The sequence below is a fragment of the Candidatus Solirubrobacter pratensis genome, assembly GCF_000425945.1.
GTDB classification, from domain to species: Bacteria; Actinomycetota; Thermoleophilia; order Solirubrobacterales; family Solirubrobacteraceae; genus Solirubrobacter; species Solirubrobacter pratensis.
The window spans coordinates 1-18,139 of the sequence record NZ_AUEK01000027.1 but is presented as its reverse complement, the minus strand read 5'-3'; the positions used below and the strand labels follow the sequence as shown (position 1 = coordinate 18,139).

General features: G+C 69.8%; 21 protein-coding genes and 2 pseudogenes. 12 read left to right on the top strand and 11 right to left on the bottom strand.

The genetic code is table 11. The features are described 5' to 3' along the window. A pseudogene (locus tag H958_RS0124190) lies at nt 1-231 on the bottom strand (hypothetical protein); the annotation flags it as partial. Between the two features lie 100 nt (nt 232-331). Continuing rightward, nucleotides 332-1,102, bottom strand: a complete 771-nt coding sequence (locus tag H958_RS0124185; RefSeq protein ID WP_028060537.1) for a GNAT family N-acetyltransferase — start codon at nt 1,100-1,102, stop codon at nt 332-334. A gap of 177 nt (nt 1,103-1,279) precedes the next feature. Between H958_RS0124185 and H958_RS0124180 the strand changes: the two genes are divergently transcribed. The 3 genes from H958_RS0124180 (at nt 1,280) to H958_RS0124175 (ending at nt 2,684) form a co-directional block, all read left to right on the top strand. Then, the gene (locus H958_RS0124180) at nt 1,280-1,978 is read left to right on the top strand and encodes a hypothetical protein (protein WP_231379359.1); all 699 of its coding nucleotides are present in this window, start codon (nt 1,280-1,282) and stop codon (nt 1,976-1,978) included. Nucleotides 1,979-2,043: 65 nt separating this feature from the next. After that, nucleotides 2,044-2,280 carry a hypothetical protein gene (locus tag H958_RS48475; protein ID WP_156028243.1) on the top strand — a complete coding sequence of 79 codons (237 nt, stop codon included), beginning with the start codon at nt 2,044-2,046 and terminating at the stop codon, nt 2,278-2,280. Further along, nucleotides 2,256-2,684 (top strand): hypothetical protein, encoded by a 429-nt coding sequence (locus H958_RS0124175; protein ID WP_156028242.1) that lies wholly within the window; start codon nt 2,256-2,258, stop codon nt 2,682-2,684. Before H958_RS48475 ends, H958_RS0124175 begins: the two co-directional genes overlap by 25 nt. A 280-nt stretch (nt 2,685-2,964) precedes the next feature. Here the strand turns inward: H958_RS0124175 and H958_RS0124170 are convergent, their stop codons facing one another. From H958_RS0124170 to H958_RS46730, 4 genes are all read right to left on the bottom strand, one after another. Continuing rightward, entirely contained in the window at nt 2,965-3,975 is a 1,011-nt protein-coding gene (locus H958_RS0124170; protein ID WP_028060534.1) for an alpha/beta fold hydrolase, read from the bottom strand. 83 nt (nt 3,976-4,058) lie between these two features. Beyond that, nucleotides 4,059-4,364, bottom strand: coding sequence for a hypothetical protein (locus H958_RS0124165; protein ID WP_028060533.1), 306 nt, complete (start codon nt 4,362-4,364; stop codon nt 4,059-4,061). 250 nt (nt 4,365-4,614) lie between these two features. After that, complete coding sequence (locus H958_RS0124160; RefSeq protein WP_028060532.1) at nt 4,615-5,034, bottom strand: hypothetical protein; 420 nt, start codon at nt 5,032-5,034, stop codon at nt 4,615-4,617. A gap of 1,089 nt (nt 5,035-6,123) precedes the next feature. After that, nucleotides 6,124-6,297, bottom strand: a complete 174-nt coding sequence (locus H958_RS46730) for a hypothetical protein (RefSeq protein WP_156028241.1) — start codon at nt 6,295-6,297, stop codon at nt 6,124-6,126. Between the two features lie 902 nt (nt 6,298-7,199). Between H958_RS46730 and H958_RS0124145 the strand changes: the two genes are divergently transcribed. From H958_RS0124145 to H958_RS0124135, 3 genes are read left to right on the top strand one after another with little or no spacing between them, the layout of a single operon-like run. Further along, nucleotides 7,200-8,120, top strand: coding sequence for an NADP-dependent oxidoreductase (locus H958_RS0124145; RefSeq protein ID WP_028060531.1), 921 nt, complete (start codon nt 7,200-7,202; stop codon nt 8,118-8,120). A gap of 14 nt (nt 8,121-8,134) precedes the next feature. Beyond that, nucleotides 8,135-8,599 (top strand): cupin domain-containing protein, encoded by a 465-nt coding sequence (locus H958_RS0124140; protein ID WP_028060530.1) that lies wholly within the window; start codon nt 8,135-8,137, stop codon nt 8,597-8,599. A gap of 4 nt (nt 8,600-8,603) precedes the next feature. Further along, nucleotides 8,604-9,197: an HD domain-containing protein gene (locus H958_RS0124135; protein ID WP_028060529.1), complete on the top strand. Its 594-nt coding sequence runs from the start codon at nt 8,604-8,606 to the stop codon at nt 9,195-9,197. A gap of 100 nt (nt 9,198-9,297) precedes the next feature. Here the strand turns inward: H958_RS0124135 and H958_RS0124130 are convergent, their stop codons facing one another. Next, nucleotides 9,298-10,038, bottom strand: a complete 741-nt coding sequence (locus H958_RS0124130; protein ID WP_156028240.1) for a hypothetical protein — start codon at nt 10,036-10,038, stop codon at nt 9,298-9,300. A 23-nt stretch (nt 10,039-10,061) separates the two neighbouring features. Between H958_RS0124130 and H958_RS0124125 the strand changes: the two genes are divergently transcribed. From H958_RS0124125 to H958_RS46725, 4 genes are all read left to right on the top strand, one after another. Continuing rightward, nucleotides 10,062-10,679: a TetR/AcrR family transcriptional regulator gene (locus H958_RS0124125; protein ID WP_028060527.1), complete on the top strand. Its 618-nt coding sequence runs from the start codon at nt 10,062-10,064 to the stop codon at nt 10,677-10,679. Nucleotides 10,680-11,093: 414 nt separating this feature from the next. Next, on the top strand, nt 11,094-11,525 hold the full coding sequence (locus tag H958_RS0124120; RefSeq protein WP_028060526.1) for a hypothetical protein: 432 nt from the start codon (nt 11,094-11,096) through the stop codon (nt 11,523-11,525). 514 nt (nt 11,526-12,039) lie between these two features. Continuing rightward, nucleotides 12,040-13,491 (top strand): NHL repeat-containing protein, encoded by a 1,452-nt coding sequence (locus H958_RS39980; RefSeq protein WP_051324754.1) that lies wholly within the window; start codon nt 12,040-12,042, stop codon nt 13,489-13,491. Between the two features lie 192 nt (nt 13,492-13,683). Continuing rightward, complete coding sequence (locus tag H958_RS46725) at nt 13,684-13,911, top strand: hypothetical protein (protein ID WP_156028239.1); 228 nt, start codon at nt 13,684-13,686, stop codon at nt 13,909-13,911. 417 nt (nt 13,912-14,328) lie between these two features. Here the strand turns inward: H958_RS46725 and H958_RS0124105 are convergent, their stop codons facing one another. The 4 genes from H958_RS0124105 to H958_RS39975 form a co-directional block, all read right to left on the bottom strand. Next, nucleotides 14,329-14,745: a VOC family protein gene (locus tag H958_RS0124105; protein ID WP_028060525.1), complete on the bottom strand. Its 417-nt coding sequence runs from the start codon at nt 14,743-14,745 to the stop codon at nt 14,329-14,331. A 311-nt stretch (nt 14,746-15,056) separates the two neighbouring features. Then, nucleotides 15,057-15,557, bottom strand: a complete 501-nt coding sequence (locus H958_RS49210) for a GNAT family N-acetyltransferase (RefSeq protein WP_081686225.1) — start codon at nt 15,555-15,557, stop codon at nt 15,057-15,059. 180 nt (nt 15,558-15,737) lie between these two features. Beyond that, nucleotides 15,738-16,451, bottom strand: coding sequence for a DUF4389 domain-containing protein (locus H958_RS0124100; RefSeq protein WP_051324753.1), 714 nt, complete (start codon nt 16,449-16,451; stop codon nt 15,738-15,740). A 188-nt stretch (nt 16,452-16,639) separates the two neighbouring features. Further along, nucleotides 16,640-17,215 (bottom strand): DUF4386 domain-containing protein, encoded by a 576-nt coding sequence (locus H958_RS39975; protein WP_081686224.1) that lies wholly within the window; start codon nt 17,213-17,215, stop codon nt 16,640-16,642. 26 nt (nt 17,216-17,241) lie between these two features. Between H958_RS39975 and H958_RS39970 the strand changes: the two are divergent. Both H958_RS39970 and H958_RS0124085 read left to right on the top strand, forming a co-directional pair. Next, a pseudogene (locus H958_RS39970) lies at nt 17,242-17,800 on the top strand (IS30 family transposase); the annotation flags it as partial. Between the two features lie 69 nt (nt 17,801-17,869). Next, nucleotides 17,870-18,139 (top strand): transposase (locus H958_RS0124085; protein ID WP_028060522.1); only part of this gene is annotated, 270 nt, incomplete at its 3' end.

Here is an 18,139-nt window from a genome sequence, read left to right as displayed (position 1 = left end):
CCAGCCCGACCGCGCCTTGACGATCATCAACCGCACGAACCTGTCCATCGCCACCGTCGGGCGCCCGAACCACACGGCGTCCTCGGCCCACGACGCCTCGATCGGCGCCAACACCCCCGGCTCGGCCAGCAACTCGTCCAGCGCCGCGAGATCCGCGGGCAACTCGGCCGCTTGCACCGGCAGCCCGAGATCAAACAACGACTCCACCTGTCCGCCCGACAAGCGCAGCACAGCCAACCTCCAAAATCGCGCGATTTGCAGGCAAATGATCCCTACCGCGTCGGACGGAACCGCGTCAACGACCGCGACTATTTCCGGGGCAAGTAGCTAGCTAGATGTGGACGAACGGGGTCGTCGTGGCGAGGTCGACGAAGCCAAGGCGCCGCAGGATGGGCCGGCTGTCGGCCGAGGCGTCGACCTGGAGGTAGCGAAAGCCGGCCGCGGCGGCCAGGGCGGCGCGGTGGGCGACCAGTGCGCGGAACACTCCGCGGTTGCGCCATGCGGGCACGACGCCGCCGCCCCAGATGCTGGCGAACTCAGTCTGGCGGGGAAGCTCGACCCGGCCGGCGCCGACCGGCCTCTCCCCGGCCATGGCGACGACGGCCGCGACGGCGCCGGGCTGTTGATCAAGCGCGGCGGCCAGCACCGTGCTGATCCAGGAAGGGTCGCCGAAGACCTCGTCGTGGACCGCCACCAACGCGTCGATGCCCTGTCCGTCCACGACCGGCAGCAGTCGCACGCCCGCGGGCGCTGGCACGTCGAGCTGGAGCTCGGCGACCTCGGCAACCATCAGTGCCTCCAACGGCTCGGGCCGAAACCCGGCCGAGAGCAGCCGGTCGGGCAGGTCCGGCGGCTGGTCGTAGGAGTAGTACTTCCACTCCCATCCGCCCGGGATCTCAGCGAACCGGACGACCTGAGCGGCGATGGCGCCATCGGCTGTCACCTCGTCGACGTCGCTCCACGTCACGCCCCTCCATCCCTGGCCCGGTGAGACGACGCGGACGATCCCGTCGGCGCGCTCGACCCGGACCTGTGGCCCATCGACTTCCGGCCGGCGCCGCACCTGCTCGTCGTAGGCGGCCAGCACCTCATGTCGGTTCATCGCTGCACCTCATCACACGTCAGCGCGGCGCGGCCGTGGTGTTCAGAAGACCTCCCGCAGCATCCCCGGGATACGCAGGAACTCCAAGCCACTTCGGCTGGGAGCGCTCCAGCGTTGGACAGGCTCGCAAGTGGTCGCGCCTGCCACGCATGGATACGAGAAGCGCGCGCCGTCCCCTTGGCGCGTGCTCACAGGCGAAAGGGGAATCGCGACCGCGATGCCGGCCGCGTCGCCAGTTGCACAGATAAGCAGCAGCGCGCCGTCAGCGTCGCGCACCGGCCAATGCCCGGAAAGCAGGTGGAGGACTGGCCGACGCGCGCCGGCCGGGACCGCGACGAGTATCCGCCGGCGGTCGGCCGCTGGCGCGGCAAGGGCCTGGTGCGCGGGAGCAACCCGCGTGGCTGGATGGCCGACGTCGCCTACGTGCCGAGTGCGGAGAACCGCAGCCACGGTTCGGTGCTCGGGACCAAGCTGCGGCGCTTCCGCGACGACACCAGGTTCCGCTACGTCTTCTACCAGCCGTCGCGGTCACCGAGTCCGCCCGGCTGTTCCGGCGTCCTGGCCGTGCCCACGAAGTGCGGGGCGGAGGATGATCCGTCGGTGGTCCGGATGGTGCTCGGTGCTCCACTCGCGTTGACGGCAGGCGCTCCGGTGATGGTAGAGGTCCGCGACTCCGGACAGATCCTCCGCGTCGGCGCGCTCGCGCCGCGCCGCGCCGGTGCGGGCTCCGCGCGAGCGGGCGTCGGACCTCGTGTTCGGGAATCCGTGGAGTTCAGCCGCGGATCGGCCTCGATGCGCTGCTCTGTCGATGCCGGCCATGGCGGTCCTTGCTTCGTTCAGCGTTCCGCGCCGCCGTGCATCGGCGTAGCGGGTTGAACAGGGGAACCTCGGACTTACGCTCTGGCTCGACGCGATGCCGTGCCGGCGAAATACTGGCCGGCATGAGCAACGGCGACGCAGACTCGGTGCGCAGTGCCTTGGATGCGTTCCTGCTCGGCGACTTCGACGCCTTGGGCGAAGGACTGCAGCTCGAGGCACAGTGGCTCTGGTGTCTGCCCAACGCGAACGATTGCCACGACGCCGGCAAGGTCTCGCCACGCTGCGCGAGCGGCAACAGGACGGCGGAGACTTGGGGATGCAAGAGGAGAACGAGATGGCGGATTTGGCGCGCGTCCTGATCGTTGCCAACCGGACGGCGGCGACCCCCACGTTGATCTACCGGGTGCGCGTGCGGGCGCAGCGGGGGCCGTGTCAGTTCACGCTGCTGGTCCCCGCGCTTCCCGACGTGCTCGACCCGGAGGAGGAGGCCCGCAAGACCCTCGAGCTGGCGCTGCCGCTACTGGAGGACGCCGCCAGTGGACCGGTCGAGGGCGCCGTAGGCCCCTCGGACGCGCTGCGCGCCGTCGAGCAGCTGCTCGAACGGGAACGCTTCGACGAGGTGATCATCTCGACGCTTCCCGAACGTGTCTCCGCGTGGCTCAAGCGCGACCTGCCCACCCGGGTCGAGCGCCTCGGCGTGCCCGTGACGGTCGTGCGCGCACGCCAGCGGCCGCACGCCGCGGCGTGGTCGGGGTCCCCATGACCGAGTCGCGCCGGGTAGACGCGAAACCAGGCGCACCCGAGCGCTGGGCGAGGGAAAACGGCGGTCTGCACCGGTGAGGAGGGCCACCGGTCCGCGTCGTTCGGTAATTGCGAAGCGAGCACCGGGGGATGCCGCCGACACGCCCGTGGGAGGTCGCCGCGGCGGTCAAGCGCAGGGCGCGCGGATGCAGCTCGCCGGCGGCGCGGACGATCCACCCGAACGACCGCCGGCGCCTGGTGCTCTCCGAGGATGGGCTCGACATCCACGTCGCCGCCGTTCGTCAGTCACTGAGAAGTTCGCCGATCGCCCGATCGATGAACGTCTGGTCCTCCGGGTTGAACGGGGCGAGGTGGCCCCAGATCGTCGGGATGACGCGCAACTCGGCACCGGGGATGGTGCGCGCCTCGTATTCGCTGTCGACGGGTGGGAAGTAGCTGTCGGTCTCTGCCTGGATGATGATCGTGCGTGCCTGGATCGCTCGCAGCGCGGCGTCGAAGTCGCCGCCGAAGTCCGGGTGATCGCCGAGATCGTTGTGCTTCCACGTCCACATCTGAGCGAGGAGGTCGTTCGCGTCGCACTTCTGGAAGAACTGATCCCAGAACAGCTCGATGAACTCGTCCGGGTCCGCGGCGCCGAAGAGGCGGAAGGCCTCTTGGCGGTAGAACGGCTCGGAGAAGCCCCAGCCGGCGTAGAGCGCCGCCATCGCGCGGACGCCCGCGATCGGCGGGTTGGTCGTGTAGAAGCCGCCGTTCCACGCCGGGTCGCCGGTGATCGCGCGGATGTTGCCGGCGAGGAACACCTTGTTGAAGTTCGCCGTGCGTGCGGAGCCGGAGATCGGTGCGATCGCGTCGACCATCTCCGGATGCAGGGCGGCCCATGCGTAGCTCTGGCACGCGCCCATCGACCAGCTCGAGACGAGCCGGACGCGCGTGATGCCGAACTCCTCGGTCAGCAGTCGGTGTTGCGCGACGACGCTGTCATACGTCGTCGTGCGGGGGAAGCGCCCGCGATCGAAGGGTGCCGGGGTGTTGCTCGGTGACGACGAGACGGCCGCGCCGAAGTGGTTGGGAATCACGATGAACCAGCGCTCCGGATTCAGTGCCCGCTCGGCGCCGGTCAGCCAGTAGGCCGTGTCCGACGGCGTCGCGGTGAACCATGTCGGGCACACGACCACGTTGTCCTTCGCCGCGTTGAGCTCGCCGAGCGTGACGTAGCCCAGCTTGGCGTCGGGGATCACCGCGCCGCCCTTCTGCAGCGCGAAGTCGCCCAGCTCGAAGATCCGGTGCTCCATCGTTCCTCCAGTCGCGGCTCTGGCGGAAGTTTATGTCGCACGGCCGCCCTGCGCAGGGCGGGCTGCCGCGCTGACGTCGTGGCTCAGCGCCCGGATCGTTCGCTGGCCGGAGATCGGTCGCAGAGCGCCGCGCGGGCCAGATCCGAGTGCCCCCAGGCGGTGCGCGGGACCTTGGTGGCGTCATCGATCAGCTCGCGCACCTGGCGTGCGTCGCGTCCGGTGAGCGCCGCGATCTGATGGTCGGTGAGACCGGCCCGGGCGAGGATCGGCTCGGTTCGCCGCGCCCCGCCGCTCCCACGCTGTTCGCGTTCGGCGACAAGGAGAGCGAGGATGCCGCTGAGCGTCGCCCCGGAGCTGACGCCGGCGGCATCGTGGCTGTCGGTACACATGGGTGCCTCCACGAGTGGTGTGTGCCTCTAACGCGGCGCGTCGCCGCAACGTGAGCAACGAGGGCTCCCACGGCGTGTGCGGAGGTCATCCCGACCCAGACAGTCGCGGGCTTGCCTCTGTGGTCGTCGCCTCGCAGTCGGTGTCATCGTGCGACGGCGGCGGGCTCGGCACGCGCAGCCGTGCACGAAGGCGCAAGGCGCCGATCGCCGAGCGTGCGAGTGGTCGTTGCATGCTCTGGTGCTCGCACCGTTAGGTCTCGTCGGGCGTCGATGCGACGCGGAAGGTCAGCACCGATGCGCATGGTGAGATGGGGCTGCCGGTGCCGTAGCAGGGCGAGACCCAGGAGATGTGGATGTGGGCGGGGCAGCCGGTGCCGCAGGTGCGCGGCGACCCGTGGCCGGGGTAGCCGTCGTAGCCGATGAACTGGATCGCCGGGGCGAGCGAGCAGGCCGGCCGGCTGCCGGAGGCGCCGCATTCCGGGCTCCAGCCGAGCGCGCGGGCGAGCGCGCCGGCGGACGCGTCCCAGTCGGCCTGCGTCGTGCCGTCGGCGGGGGATGAGGTCGACGGCGGTCCCGTCGCCGTAGGTGTGGTGGCCGGGCTCGCGCGCGGCGGTGACGCGCAGGTGGTAGCGCCGCAGGAGCCAGAGGGCGTCGTCGTAGAGGCGGGCATCGACGAGCTCGACGCCCCGTCCCGGAGCCATCGCCCACGCCGGCAGGGGACGGTAGGCGCGCGGCGCCGTGACCCGCTCGGCGCGTCGCAGATCCGCCTCGGCGGCCGGCACGTCGAGTCCGGCGCAGCCGGACGCGGCAAGCTGGACCGCCGTTTCGGTGAGCTCGTTCGTATTGACACCGACGTATGCGCGGACGCGGGAGACGTGGGCGCGCCGACCAGCAGTGCGAGGACGGACGCGACGGCAGTCCGTACGACGATCGAGGAGCCGAACACCACGCCCGTCAGGGGCGGACGCTCGCGGTGTGACGCGCGCCCGACGGCGGGTGCGAGCGATCGCATCTCGCGCGGGGGCTGCGCCGCGCGAGCGGCGCGGTGCTCGTCGCGCGGCCGACCATGCAGGCAGCTAGTGATCGCGAGCCGGTTCGCCTGTGAAGGCGCCCGGACCTCTCGTGCGAGCGCGCGAGCGGGCACGCGGGCCGGCCTCGGCCTGACGCACGGCGCGGTCGACGACGTCACGTCGGGACCACGGCGCGCGCAACCATGGCGGGCCGGCGGGACTCGCGAAACGTGTGTATGTGACCGGCGTCTCGGCGTGCTGGCCGAGGCTCACCGTCGATTGCGGCTGCGCGCGTAGCACTCGCCGAAGGGCGCGTAGCGCTTGCCGTCATGCGAGCGCGAGAGTCTTGTCATCGGTTCAGACGACGATCTCGATCGTGTCGCTGGTGGGGTGCGTGCACCCGTCAGCGGGCGGCGCAACGAGCCGAACCGCGGAGCGTTTATGACGGTGGTTCTGACTCCCAGCGCGAGTCGCGCACGACGTCGCAGAAATTCGGTCGCACGTAGCCGGGCATCCTCGCCTCGAGGATGTCGGTGTGAAACGTTCCAAACGCGGCGTCGCCGAGCAGGAAGCCCGCCCGCATTCGAGGCCTTCGACAACGAGATCGCCTGGAGCTCGGTAGAACTGACGGTCGTCTCTGGCATTCATCCACTGAGATATCCGGGCGTCGCGGATCCCGCCGACGATCTCATCGCCTTGGCGCACGCGGCGCCGCCTCGGCTTTGGCGCCGAGCTCACGCTTCTCCGCCCTACGCCTCGTCGACCTCGGCCGACGGCTTCTCGGCCTGCGATGGGCTGCTCGCTTGCTGCTTGGCCTGCTCGGCGTCCTGCTGCGCCTTGTCTACCTCCGCGTTGGCGTGATCGACCTCGCCGTCGAGTTCGTCGACCTGGGCCTCGCTCTTGTTCAACTCCTTGCGGGCCACGGCGAACGCCGCCGCGGCAGCCGCCGAGGCGCGGGCGTTGGCGCCCTGCCGCCACTTGCTTCAGTCGGGGTCGGGGACGGCTCCTGTCGTGGTCTGCCGCGGGCGTGGCGGTTTCGGTCGGCGTCGGCGCGTCGCTCTGCTCCTGCGCCTGCACGTCAGCCCTACGCATCGTTGGCGTTCGAGCGCTCGTGCAGGCCCAGAGGTCAAGCGCGCTGGCGACGACGGCGACCCCCGACGTCCCCCCCGATTTGAGCGGGCACCGCGGGGTGTACGTCGTTGTTCATGCCTGGCCGGTTGTCCGCCCAGGCATCGTCTGACGTCGCGACGGGCGCCCTCCCGGCCCTACATGGTGCGCGAGGAAGTTCTTTCACTGCTTGGCGCCGCTCAGGTGCAGTGCGTGCGCTCGCACCACCGGCGTGGCGGTGCCGGTCGGGGCGCGTACGTTCGTTCGATCGTCGGGCAGCGCGCAGCAGGGCGAAGCTTCGGCTCGGTGCGCAGCGCACGGGCGTGGCCGTTTAGCGAAGCGGGGGTGCGGTCCCGCTAAGGCCGAACACACCGGGCTGCCATACCCGAAAGGCTCATTCGGTGGTCATGGCAGGCAGAGTCGCGCCCAGATTCTGCTACCAAGCGGTACATGACGACTCGATCCTGCACATGCCAGGCTCCGGCGCCACGAACTTCGCGCAAGACGATATACACACAATCATGGGCGTGATTAAGCACGATTATTGAGAGCAGATCGCGCAGCTTTTGCGATTCTTGCTGCGCTTGCGACGTCGAAATCCCGCCGCGTGGCTACCTCAAACTGCCGTGACCCCACTCTGACGGGTTCATGTGAGTCGCGCGTCCGGATGAGCTGTGCGCTTGAATTCGAGAGTTCAGACCACAGAGAGATTCTTGCCATGCAAGCCATCACCGTTCGAGACCGCACCGCCGGTGTCGATGGACTCTCCCTGACGGAAATTCCGTATCCCCGGGCCGCCGAGAACGACGTCATCGTGCGGGTGCATGCCGCGGGGTTCACCCGGGGAGAGCTTGACTGGCCGGCGACGTGGTCCGATCGCGCCGGCCGCGACCGGACTCCGAGCGTGCCCGGACACGAGCTGTCGGGTGTCGTCGTCGAGCTCGGTTTCGGAACCACCGGCCTTACCGTGGGTCAGCGGGTGTTCGGAGTGAGCGACTGGACCCGCAACGGCTCACTGGCCGAGGACGTGGCGGTGGAGGCGCGCAACCTCGCTCCGCTTCCGGCCGACGTCGACCACACCGTGGCCGCCGCACTGCCGATATCCGGGCTCACCGCATGGCAGGGCATGTTCGACCACGGCCGCCTCGCGGCCGGCCAGACCGTACTGATCCATGGCGCGGCGGGCGGTGTCGGATCGATCGCGGTGCAGCTCGCGCGCGAAGTGGGCGCCCGAGTGATCGGCAGCGGCAGGGCCGCCGATCGGGAGACCGCACTCGGCCTCGGCGTGGATGCCTTCCTGGACCTTCAGGCCGATCAACTGGACGATGTCGGCGAAGTCGACATGGTGTTCGACGTCATAGGCGGCGACATCCGCGATCGCTCGGCCGGGCTGGTACGCGCCGGCGGCGCGCTCGTCAGCATCGTCTCGCCGGTCGAGGTGCGGCCCGATGACGGGCGGGCGATCTTCTTTGTCGTCGAACCCGATCGCGGTCGGCTCGCCGACCTTGCACAGCGGGTGCGGGACGGCCGGCTCAAGCCGATCGTCGGAGCCGTGCGCACGCTCCCCGAGGCGCCCGCCGCGTTCGCCCCTGACCGACGCACACCCGGCAAGACGATTATCCGGGTCACCGAAGACTGAGTAGGAGAGCAGTCATGATCAGAACACCGTTCGCCTTACGCTTACTGGCTGTCGGCATGGCGGCGACCGCCGCCGCATGCGGCTGCTCAGCAGAGCGTACGCCTGATAGGTCGGCAGCCGATGCCGTCGTTTCGAAGCCACCGTCCGAGACACTCTCGCCGCTTTTCCAGATGGCGCTGCCGAATATCAAGGGCAAGACGTTCACCTCGGCGATCGTCGACTTCCCGCCCGCGGCACGCGCGGCGCCGCATCGGCACGGCAAGGCTTTCGTCTACGCCTACGTTCTCGACGGCTCTGTGACCAGCAAGCTCGCCGGCGAGCCAGTGCGTACGTACCACCAAGGCCAGAACTGGTTCGAGCGGCCGGGCGCCCACCACGTGCTCACCGCAAATATCAGCCGGACGAAACCGGCGAAGCTGCTGGTCGTCTTCATCTCACACACAGGAGACAAACTCAAGATTGATGATCCGCCCAAATAAGGCGATGGAGATCTGCAGCCTTCTTCCCAGGCCGAGTCCGGCCACCACGGCCGCGCGTGAGATCGTGGTTCGCTACAGCTCCGCAGCGCTGGTCAACCACTGCGATCGCTCGTACCTGTGGTCGGCGAGCCTGGGTGAGCTGAAGCGGGTCCCGTACGACGCCGAGCTGCTCTATGTCGCGTCCATGTTGCACGACCTCGGTCTCGTCCCCGCGTTCGACAACCACCTCGCGCCGTTCGAGGATGCCGGCGGCGATGTGGGCTGGGTGTTCGGCGCGGGCGCCGGCTGGCCCGCCGACCGACGCAATCGGGTCAAGGAGATCATCGTCCGACATATGTGGCCGGAGGTCGATCCTGGCCAGGACGCGGAGGGCCACTTGCTTTGCGAGGGCACGGCGCTTGACATCGCCGGCCGCACCGTGGACACGTGGCCCGCCGACTTTCGCGCGGCGGTCCTTCGGCGCCACCCACGACTGACGCTCGCCGCAGAGTTCACTGCAGCATTCGAGGACCAGGCGGGCCGCAAGCCCGGCTGCGCCGCCGCTTCCGCGGTCGCGTCCGGCCTTGGCGCCGCGATGGCCGCGAACCCGCTCGAATAGCGGCGCGTTCCGGGCGGTGCCGTCGCGGTGCTAGCCAGCGTTGACTGGCCGGGCCTGCTCGCGCTGCTGCACGTAGCCGACGGCGCGGTCGTCCCCGCGTTCAGCAAACCGCCGCGTCGTCCTCGAGACGCTGTCGGTATTCGCGAGAACCGAGCGTCCCGCGAGCAAGGCCCTTGGCGCCCGGTGATCGTCCGGTACGAGCGCCTGCCGGGACCAGCTGGGAACGCCCGCGTCCGGTCCGGAAGCGGGCGTGGTGGTCGGGTGTGGTGATGGGCAAACGGACGCTTTGTCGCCTGCTCAGGTTTCCAAGGCGGCGGTCAGGTCCGCCTGGTCGTCGCGATCCTTTTGCTGCCCGCATGGAGGCTCGGACGACCTCGACGAGGTAGCCGACCGTTGTGACCACCATGGCGACCGGCAACGCCCGGCCCGGGGAGTCGGTGGTCAGCGTTTCAGCGAGGGATTGGCGTGGGATGAACAGCAGCCCCATCACCGCTACGGCCACGAAGCAGACCGCGAACGCGGCCGCGGCCGCGACCAGCTGGCGAGCGAGCGCCTGCCAGGTGGCTGCCCGCCCGGCTAGGCGCCACGCCAGTCCAATCCCGCCGGTGATGCAGAACGCCAGCCAGCCGTAGTTCGTCGTGCTGAACCCCTCGATGCCGTGGAAGTCGCCGCGGCGCAGTGCGCCGATCACCACCACGACGAGCAGCCCGGCGGCCGTCGCGCCGAGCCATGACCACAGCCGCAGCGCGGCGCCGAACGTGGCCGGCCACGCCGAGACCCGAGGTTGCTGCGCGGGGCGACTCTCTCTCCATACCAAGGAAATTATAAGACCGCGTATCAATTTAATCTTGGTACAGTAATCGCGTGGACGGGCTCGGTCGGCGTGAGCGCAAGAAGGCCGCGCTGCGCCAGCACATCTCCGACGTCGCGACGGACCTGTTCATCCGCCACGGTTTCGACGCGGTGTCCGTCTTGCAGATCGCCGAGACCGCCGACGTCGCCCGTCCGACGGTGTTCGCCCACTTCCCACGCAAGGAAGACCTCGTCTTCGACCGCTACCCCGATGTGATCGAAAGGATCGTCGCAGCCGTCCGTGACCCCGACTTGCCGCCGGTGGACGCCGTCCGCAAGCTGCTCACCGCCCCCGGTGCACCCGGCAGCGTTGCGCCCGGCTCCAGCGGTCAGGTGGCCTTCTGGCGTCTCATCGCCGGGTCTCGCGACCTGCAGGCACGCGCCAGAGAGCTCGCCGAGCAGATGGAATCTGCGCTGGCCGGCGCGCTCGCTGACCGTGGCGCGACCGAACCACAGCTGTGCGCTGCGCTCCTCTCCGCCGCCTATCGCAGCGTCCAGCTGGGCGCGATTCGCGAAGTGCTCGCAGGCAGCCCACCGAAGCAGGTCGACCGTGAACGACGCCGACGACTGCGCCATGCACTGGACGCGGTCGCACGCGCCGTGGACACCATCGGCGCCGGCCGACGCTGACCCAATCCGCGGTCACCATCAGAAGGCACTCCCGCGACGCGCCCCGCTGGCCTGCCGGGGAACCAGGCCGCTTTCTCGACCAGGCCCAGACCGGGCCGCCACGGCACGCCAAGCGAAGCGGCTCACTGGTGGGACAGTGGCTGCCAGCATTCCCGCGTTCAAACGCGAGCGGGCGCCTCGACCGTCAAATCCCGCGCGACCGCCTTGGACGACCAGCGAGCGTCGCGGCTGACCGTCGCCTCGCTAATCGCAATGCGCGAAAGGGCAGCCGCGGTCCCTTGGCACCGGAAGTGCTCCTAACGTCGGGGGCTGTCGCGTAAGTCCAGGTGCCGTCCGGGCGATTAAGACGATTTGCGGCATGGGCCCGAGCTTCATCGCGCGCGATCGCGAGCAGTCGCTCCTGATGCGCCCGACGTGCGGGAATGGCTGCCGGAGGATCACTTCGCGTGGCTCGTGATCAACGCCGTGGACGCGATCGATCTCGAGCCGTTCTACGCCGCCTATCGCCGCGATGGCCGGTCGCGGCCGGCCTACGATCTCGTCGATGATCGTCGCGGTGTCGCTCTACGCCTGCGCGCGCCGTGTCAGGTCGTCACGGGCGCCGAGCGGGCGCGTGTCGAAGACGTCGCCTGCCGGGTTCTGGCGGCGCAGAGCAAGGCCGATCACGCGATGCTCGCGCGCTTCGTCGAGCGCCACCAGGACGCGCTCGCCGGAGTGTTCGGATCAGTGCTCGCGCTGTGCGCGAAGGCCGGCTGGTCGGCGTGGCCGACTGCAGCCAGCAGCTCGTCGACGATCGCCCTGGCTTGCTTGTGGTCCCGTCGAGTATCCCTGTGGATCTGGTCGTGACTGTTCGCCGACCGCATGCAATCCCGCCGTGGCGCGCTCGGCCTGGTCGCTGCGCATGAACTCGCGACCTTCGTCAGACGGCTGCAGTCGGCGCAGGTGAGCAGCAGCCCGCTGTCCGGGAGCGCCTTCACTCGTCGCCGCGCACCTTGAGGAAGCGCCCACAATGGCGGCACTCCCTTGTCGTCGACTGGCAGCGACAGACTCACGCCAAGCCGTCCCCCGTCCGGCTGAATTGGAGACTCGCTCGCACGTTCGTGTCCGTAGCTCGCTCATCCCTACGGCGGGCGGCCCCGCCGCAGGACGGCGACAGCCTTGCGGTGCCCTAGCTTGATGGCGTCCCCCGCACTCTGACCGGAGTTCCCCTGATGACCGACAGCGCCGCAACCCCCGCCCGTCTCGCGAAGCGTTCCTGCGCGGATCTGCTCAACGTCGATCGTTCCTGGCGGGGCGGCCGCTGTGCGCTGCGGTTCGGGTCGCTGTCGCGCTGGGGCTCGGGCTTCTGGCGGTCGCGTCGATGACGCCCGCGGCGGGCGCCGCGACCAACAACATCTTCACCGTCGCCGGCACTACGACCGGATTCTCGGGTGACGGCGGGCTCGCGAGCGCCGCCCAGCTCACCTATCCCGCCGGGGTGGCGGCGACGGTTGACGGCGGTTTTCTGATCGCCGATGAGGCCAACCACCGCGTGCGGCGGGTGTCGCCGGGCGGGACGATCACCACCGTGGCCGGCACCACGCAGGGGTTCTCGGGTGACGGCGGGCCGGCGAGCGCCGCCCAGCTCACCGCCCCCGCCGCGGTGGCGGCGACCGCCGACGGCGGTTTTCTGATCGCCGACCAGGGCAACCACCGCGTGCGGCGGGTGTCGCCGGGCGGGACGATCACCACGGTCGCCGGCACCACGCAGGGATTCTCGGGCGACGGCGGGCCGGCGACCGCCGCCCAACTCGACACTCCGTTCGGGGTGGCGGCGACGGCCGATGGCGGTTTTCTGATCGCCGACCAGGGCAACCACCGCGTGCGGCGCGTGTCGCCGGGCGGCACGATCACGACCGTCGCAGGCACGACGGCGGGGTTCTCGGGTGACGGCGGGCCGGCGACCGCCGCCCAACTCGACTTTCCGGTCGGGGTCGCGGCGACGGCCGACGGCGGCTTTGTGATCGCCGACACGAGCAACCATCGGTTGCGGCGGGTCTCGCCGGGCGGGACGATCAGCACCGTCGCCGGCACCACGCACGGGTTCTCGGGTGACGGCGGGCCGGCGACCGCCGCTCAACTGAACATCCCGTTCGGGGTGGCGGTGACGGCTGACGGCGGCGTGTTGATCGCCGACCTTGGCAACGATCGAGTGCGGCGGATCTCGCCGGGCGGGACGATCACCACCGTCGCCGGCAGCACGCACGGGTTCTCGGGTGACGGCGGGCCGGCGATCGCCGCCGAACTCACCGGCCCCAACGGTGTGGCGGCGACGGCCGAGGGCGGATTGCTGGTCTCTGACCAGGGCAACGATCGCGTGCGCTTCGTCGACGCCGACCTGCGCGGCCCCGTCAGCGGCCCAACCGGCCCGGCCGGGCCGGCGGGCGCGACCGGGCAGGCCGGGGCGACCGGGCCCGTGGGGGCGACCGGGCCCGCGGGGGCGACCGGGGCACCCGGGCCGGCAGGGGCGACCGGGGCCGCGGGACCCGCGTTCGGCCGGCTCGCGGTCGCGCTCGCCGTCGATCGCCTGCGAGCCCGCCCGCGCCAGGGGCTGACGCTGCGCTACGCGGCCACCACCAAGGCGACGGTCGAGCTGCGCTTGCTGCGAGGCACCCGCCGCGTCGCCCGCATCCGGGGCAACGCGAGCAACGGGCGCAACACGATCCGCCTGCGCGCCCCACGCCGCGCAGGCCGCTACTGGCTCACCCTCACCGCCGTCAGCGGCGACGGCCAGCGCACCATCGACCGCGCGCGACTCACGATCACTAGATAATCCTGTCGCGGAAGCGCTTCGGCGACACGCCCCCGGTTCGTTAGTCGGGCGCGAACGTAGCTCGGCGACGCAATCCATCAGGCTTACGGTCCGGCCCCGGCGGCGGCGTCCCGCAGGCCGGAGGACGGGCCAGACCACAGGTCTACTGCTCGGCCGGGTGCCGGCCGACCGGGAGCGGGTATGGGTGGTGTGGTGTCGCCGCGCGTCTGGGTCACGATCCTCGTGCTGACGGGGCTTGCCGTCGTCCTCCTCGTCGTGCCGCCACACCGGGTGCCGGACTGGGTGATTTTCGCGGTGGTGATCGCCGACATGATCGCGATCGGCCTGACGCTCGGGACTGGCGGGCCCTTTGGGCCGCCGTGGCGTTGGCGGCGTGCTTGTGCGTGGCCTGGTACGTCTACTTCTCTCGGACGAGCGTGACGACGGGCTCTTGGAGGGCGTGATCCTCGGCCTGATCGCCCTGGCGGCGGCGGCGGCCGCCGCCGTGTCGGCCGGCGTGCTGGTCGGCTGGCTGTGGCGGTGAGCGAAGCTCAGTCGGCGTCGCCGTGCGGGACTTCGCCGCAGTTCTCGCTCGATTGCTGAGCCGCTACTGCTTGTCCTCGAGCAGGTGGTCGAGCGTGCGCCCGAGCAGCGGATTGCGAGCGATCGGAGGCGGATCCGCAGGCCGTCCGGGGTAGCGGCTGCCCGCGTCGCGCTGCCGCTCTGAGGCCTCAACGCGACAGCGGGGCGCGGATCTGTCGAGCCGCCCACGCCACGGTTGAGACTCGTCTCGAGCAGCGACGAGATCCGCCATGCCGGCGGCTACTGCTCGCCCGACGGCGGTGGTTTGTAGTCGTGTCATGCATGCAGCGAGGGCGCAAACGAGATCCCGATGATCGAGCCCTCATGCGATTGAAGCCGAGCCACCGTCTGGCCCCAAGCCTCATCGCGCCGGTCGTGCAACAGAGTGAATCCTCGCTGGCGCAGTTCCTCGGCGGCGGACCCAACAGCTTCCGCGTCGTGCACCTCGAACTCCAGGCTCATCTGAGGAACAGTGCGATCCTCCGGCCAGTCCGGTGTGCCGAAACACGCCTGGGCGGCCTGCGACAGCAGCCACGCCCCGAAATGCTTACTGCCCTCGATGCGCTCGCTGTGGAAGTAGTCGCTGCCCGGACTAGCCGCGAGCGGCAGGCCCAGCGCATCGACGAACAACTCGCGGCTCCTCCGCGGATCGGTCGGAATCACCGCGATGCCGGCAATGAATTCAATGTCCACGCCCGAAGCGTATGACTGCGCACCACCCATGGCTTGTGCGAAACGGCCATCCCGATCCCGAGAGCAATCACCCTCACGACTGCGATGAGCAGCGCGTGCGACCTCGCCCCACTGAACGTGCCGATTCCGTTCGCTACGTGAGCGGTGTAGTTCTCAGCCTCGCGTACCCCTCGACGGCCTCGAGGACGAAGCCGCCTACGCCCGGGCCATCCGCGACGGGCTCAACAGCCGCCACGGCATCGCTGCTCGTCGGCGGCTCATCGCAGATCCCGCCGACGCGCTCGCCTGCATGGCGGCATCCGGCCAAAGCCTTAGGCGGGCGACGGGTGCGACAGCGAGCGCGCCATGACCAACTGATCCACGGTTCGCCCGTCGCGCACCCACGTGCTCTCGCCGCAAACGGCAAAGCCAGCCGCTTCATACGCGCGCCGGGCCGCCTCGTTACCGACTACGACCTTAAGCGTCAGTTGGCGAGACCCGCGCTCTGCCGCCCAAGCAGCGCAGGCTTCGCAGAGCAGCCCGGCTGCGCGACGACCACCAGCCTCGGGCGCAACCCACATTGCGTTGAGGACCGCCCAGCCGGGCCTCTCGTCGTCCAGGCGGACAAGCGTCAGCCCGAGCCATCGCCCCTTATCCGCTTCGAGCACGAACGTGCGCTGGCTGGTTCCCAACTCGGACTGCGCTGCCCACCGCTCCCACCACTCCGTCGGCTGAGCGGCCTCGCGCGCGCGTGGAGCCGAAGGCCTCCGGGTCGCCGGCAAGCGACGCGAGCCGGAGCTGCCGTAGGCGGTTGTGCTCGTTGCCGAGCACATGCTGCACGCGCACGCCACTGATGTTCAACGGGGCCACGACCGCAGTCTGCCCCACGACCCCGCCGAGGGCTCGACTTTCGCGCTCCGGGGGTCGCCCACTCACTGGGCGAGCGACGGCCACGTGGCCGTCGCTCGGATGGCAGTCGTCGGCGAAGTGACGCCAGCGACTCGCAGAGCTCGTCAGCTTGCCGGGAGGGGATCCGGCCCGGCCGTGGCGGTGGCGTCCGCCGACGGTGGCTCGCGGTCGCCCATGTCGAGGCGGAACGGCGGGTACTGGTCGGTCATCAGCCCGGCATAGGCGACGACCCGGAAGCACCAGCGGTTCATGCCCATGACGAAGTCGTAGAGGCCGCGCGGGTAGCGGCCGGCGAACAGCAGCACGATGCCGGCGATGCAGACCAGCAGGCCGATCAGCCCGCTGCCGTACCACCAGTTGCCGTCGTTGGCCTCGTTGTAGCCGGCGAACGCGGCGCCCGTGAACACGCCGATGATCACGTAGTGCGGGATGGCCAGCAGCCACCACTTCACCAGCACCAGGCCGCGAGACAGCGACTGCGGGTAGGCGACCGATAGGCGCGCCGGGTAGTCCGGCACGTCGGCGAGCGTGAACGGCGGATACGAGTCGGTGCCGAGCGCGCTATAGGAGTAGTAGCCCACCCGCCACGTCCAGCGCATCACGCCGACGTTGAAGTCGAAGATGCCGCTCGGGTAGCGGCCGGTGAACAGGATCGCGAAGAGCGCCACCACCGAGAGCACGAGGAACGCGATCCACAGGAAGAACAGCACGACGAAGTGCGGGATCGCCAGGAACCACTTGACCAGCCATAGCCAGCGGCTTAGCCGCGGCGAAAGATCGCCTTCGAGGCGGAGCGGATACGGGGACGACTCGTCCATCAGGAGCCTTTCGATCGGGGCTGAGACGAGTCTCTCACCCGTGAACGTCCGCGTGCGAGAGGCTGGCATGTGTCCGCCGGTGCGGTTCGTGTCCGCCACCGCGCGGCCAGCCGTACGGCGACCGGGCTACGCGCCCGACGAGCGCGCTACGACGGGCGACAATCGACCGGCTCGCTCGCCCGTCGCGGTCAGCCAAAGGCGGCGACAGGAGGCGCGGTGTGTCGCGCGTCGGCGTCTTGGCGCAGCGCTGACGACGCGAACCCCTTCGTGGCCAGGTAGATGCCGAACGTCAGCTCCCAGATCATCTCGGGAAGGATCAGCAGGAACTGCGGCGCGGACTGGCGCTCGTAGACGTCGAAGAGCGCTCCGGTTGCGGCGAGGAAGGCGAACGATCCGCCGATGAGCCCGAGGCGTCGGGGGAGCAGGCCCGACGTGTACATCAGGTAGCTGAGCAGGAGTCCGTTGCCGATGCCGGCGCAGAAGCCTGGGCCGAGGAGGAACGTCCAGTCGTGGAAGGCGACGAGCGTCTGGCCGGCGATCGTGAGTGTGTCCGCATCGGCGCCCGTGCCGGCGAACTGCTGACGCGCGGTGAGGACCGAGAGAACGCTCACGATGCCCGCGACGATGATCGTGGATTCGAGGATGCGTGTCGCGACGTACCCGAACGCGAGGCGGTGGCTGTGCCGTTTGGCGAAGGGGTACAGCACCACGGCCGTGCCGATGTTGCAGATTGCGGTCAGGATCTCCAGGAAGGCGCCAAGCATGACCTGCGTGTCGTGACCGCTGCGAGCGCCCCGGCGGGCACGTCAGCGCGGAGGTGATGATCAGCCAGCCCCGCGGAGGTCGAGGACAGGGCCGTGCCGGGCCACTGGGAAGGCGACCTGCTCATCGGCTCCGGCCGGACGGCGATCGGCACGCTGGTCGAGCGCTCCACTCGCTTCACGATGCTGTTGCACCTGCCCCGCGCCGAGGGGTGGGGTGTCGAGCCGCAGGTCAAGAACGGGCCGGCGTTGGGCGGTTACGGGGCCGAGACCATGCGCGCCGCGATCGCCGCGCAGATGACCCCGATGCCCGACCAACTGCGCCGCTCGCTGACCTGGGATCGCGGCAAAGAACTCGCCGACCACTCCCGGCTGCGCATCGACACCGGGATCGCGGTCTACTTCGCCGACCCGCACAGCCCTTGGCAGCGCGCGACCAACGAGAACACCAACGGGCTGCTGCGCCAGTACTTCCCCAAGGGCACCGACCTCTCGCGCTGGAGCGCCGAAGACATCCAAGCCGTCGCCGCCGCGCTCAACAGCCGCCCCCGCAAGACTACAAAACCACGGCCGAAGCGCTCAACGTGAGGCAGGCTGGGTTTGACGGAGGCCTTGAGGCGCGGGTTCTGTCCCCGCGGAGAGGAAGCATCCGTTCTGATGTCGCGTCCGAGGAAGTACCCGCCCGAGCTGCTTGATCGCGGCGCGCGGTTGGTGATCGAGTCTGGTCGTCCGATCGCGCATGTCGCCAGGGATCTCGGGATCCCGTCGGAGACGTTGCGCAAGTGGGTGCGTCGCAAGGAGGCCGATGAGGGGCTGCGGCCGGATCTGCCGACCGCGGCCGAGCGTGAGGAGATCAAGCAGTTGCGCAAAGAGGTCTTCGAGCTGCGCCGGGCCAACGAGATCTTGAAGGCCGCCAGCGTGTTTTTC

Coding starts and splice junctions, on each gene's coding strand:
- H958_RS0124160 (WP_028060532.1), bottom strand. CDS start 5,034: ATGCCCGCCTCTACGACGACGCCCTCTGGCTCCTGCGGCGCTACCACC.
- H958_RS0124100 (WP_051324753.1), bottom strand. CDS start 16,451: ATGGACGAGTCGTCCCCGTATCCGCTCCGCCTCGAAGGCGATCTTTCG.
- H958_RS0124135 (WP_028060529.1), top strand. CDS start 8,604: ATGGAGATCTGCAGCCTTCTTCCCAGGCCGAGTCCGGCCACCACGGCC.
- H958_RS48475 (WP_156028243.1), top strand. CDS start 2,044: ATGAGCAACGGCGACGCAGACTCGGTGCGCAGTGCCTTGGATGCGTTC.
- H958_RS0124170 (WP_028060534.1), bottom strand. CDS start 3,975: ATGGAGCACCGGATCTTCGAGCTGGGCGACTTCGCGCTGCAGAAGGGC.
- H958_RS49210 (WP_081686225.1), bottom strand. CDS start 15,557: ATGTGCTCGGCAACGAGCACAACCGCCTACGGCAGCTCCGGCTCGCGT.
- H958_RS0124165 (WP_028060533.1), bottom strand. CDS start 4,364: ATGTGTACCGACAGCCACGATGCCGCCGGCGTCAGCTCCGGGGCGACG.
- H958_RS0124175 (WP_156028242.1), top strand. CDS start 2,256: ATGGCGGATTTGGCGCGCGTCCTGATCGTTGCCAACCGGACGGCGGCG.
- H958_RS0124145 (WP_028060531.1), top strand. CDS start 7,200: ATGCAAGCCATCACCGTTCGAGACCGCACCGCCGGTGTCGATGGACTC.
- H958_RS39980 (WP_051324754.1), top strand. CDS start 12,040: ATGACGCCCGCGGCGGGCGCCGCGACCAACAACATCTTCACCGTCGCC.
- H958_RS0124185 (WP_028060537.1), bottom strand. CDS start 1,102: ATGAACCGACATGAGGTGCTGGCCGCCTACGACGAGCAGGTGCGGCGC.
- H958_RS0124140 (WP_028060530.1), top strand. CDS start 8,135: ATGATCAGAACACCGTTCGCCTTACGCTTACTGGCTGTCGGCATGGCG.
- H958_RS39975 (WP_081686224.1), bottom strand. CDS start 17,215: ATGCTTGGCGCCTTCCTGGAGATCCTGACCGCAATCTGCAACATCGGC.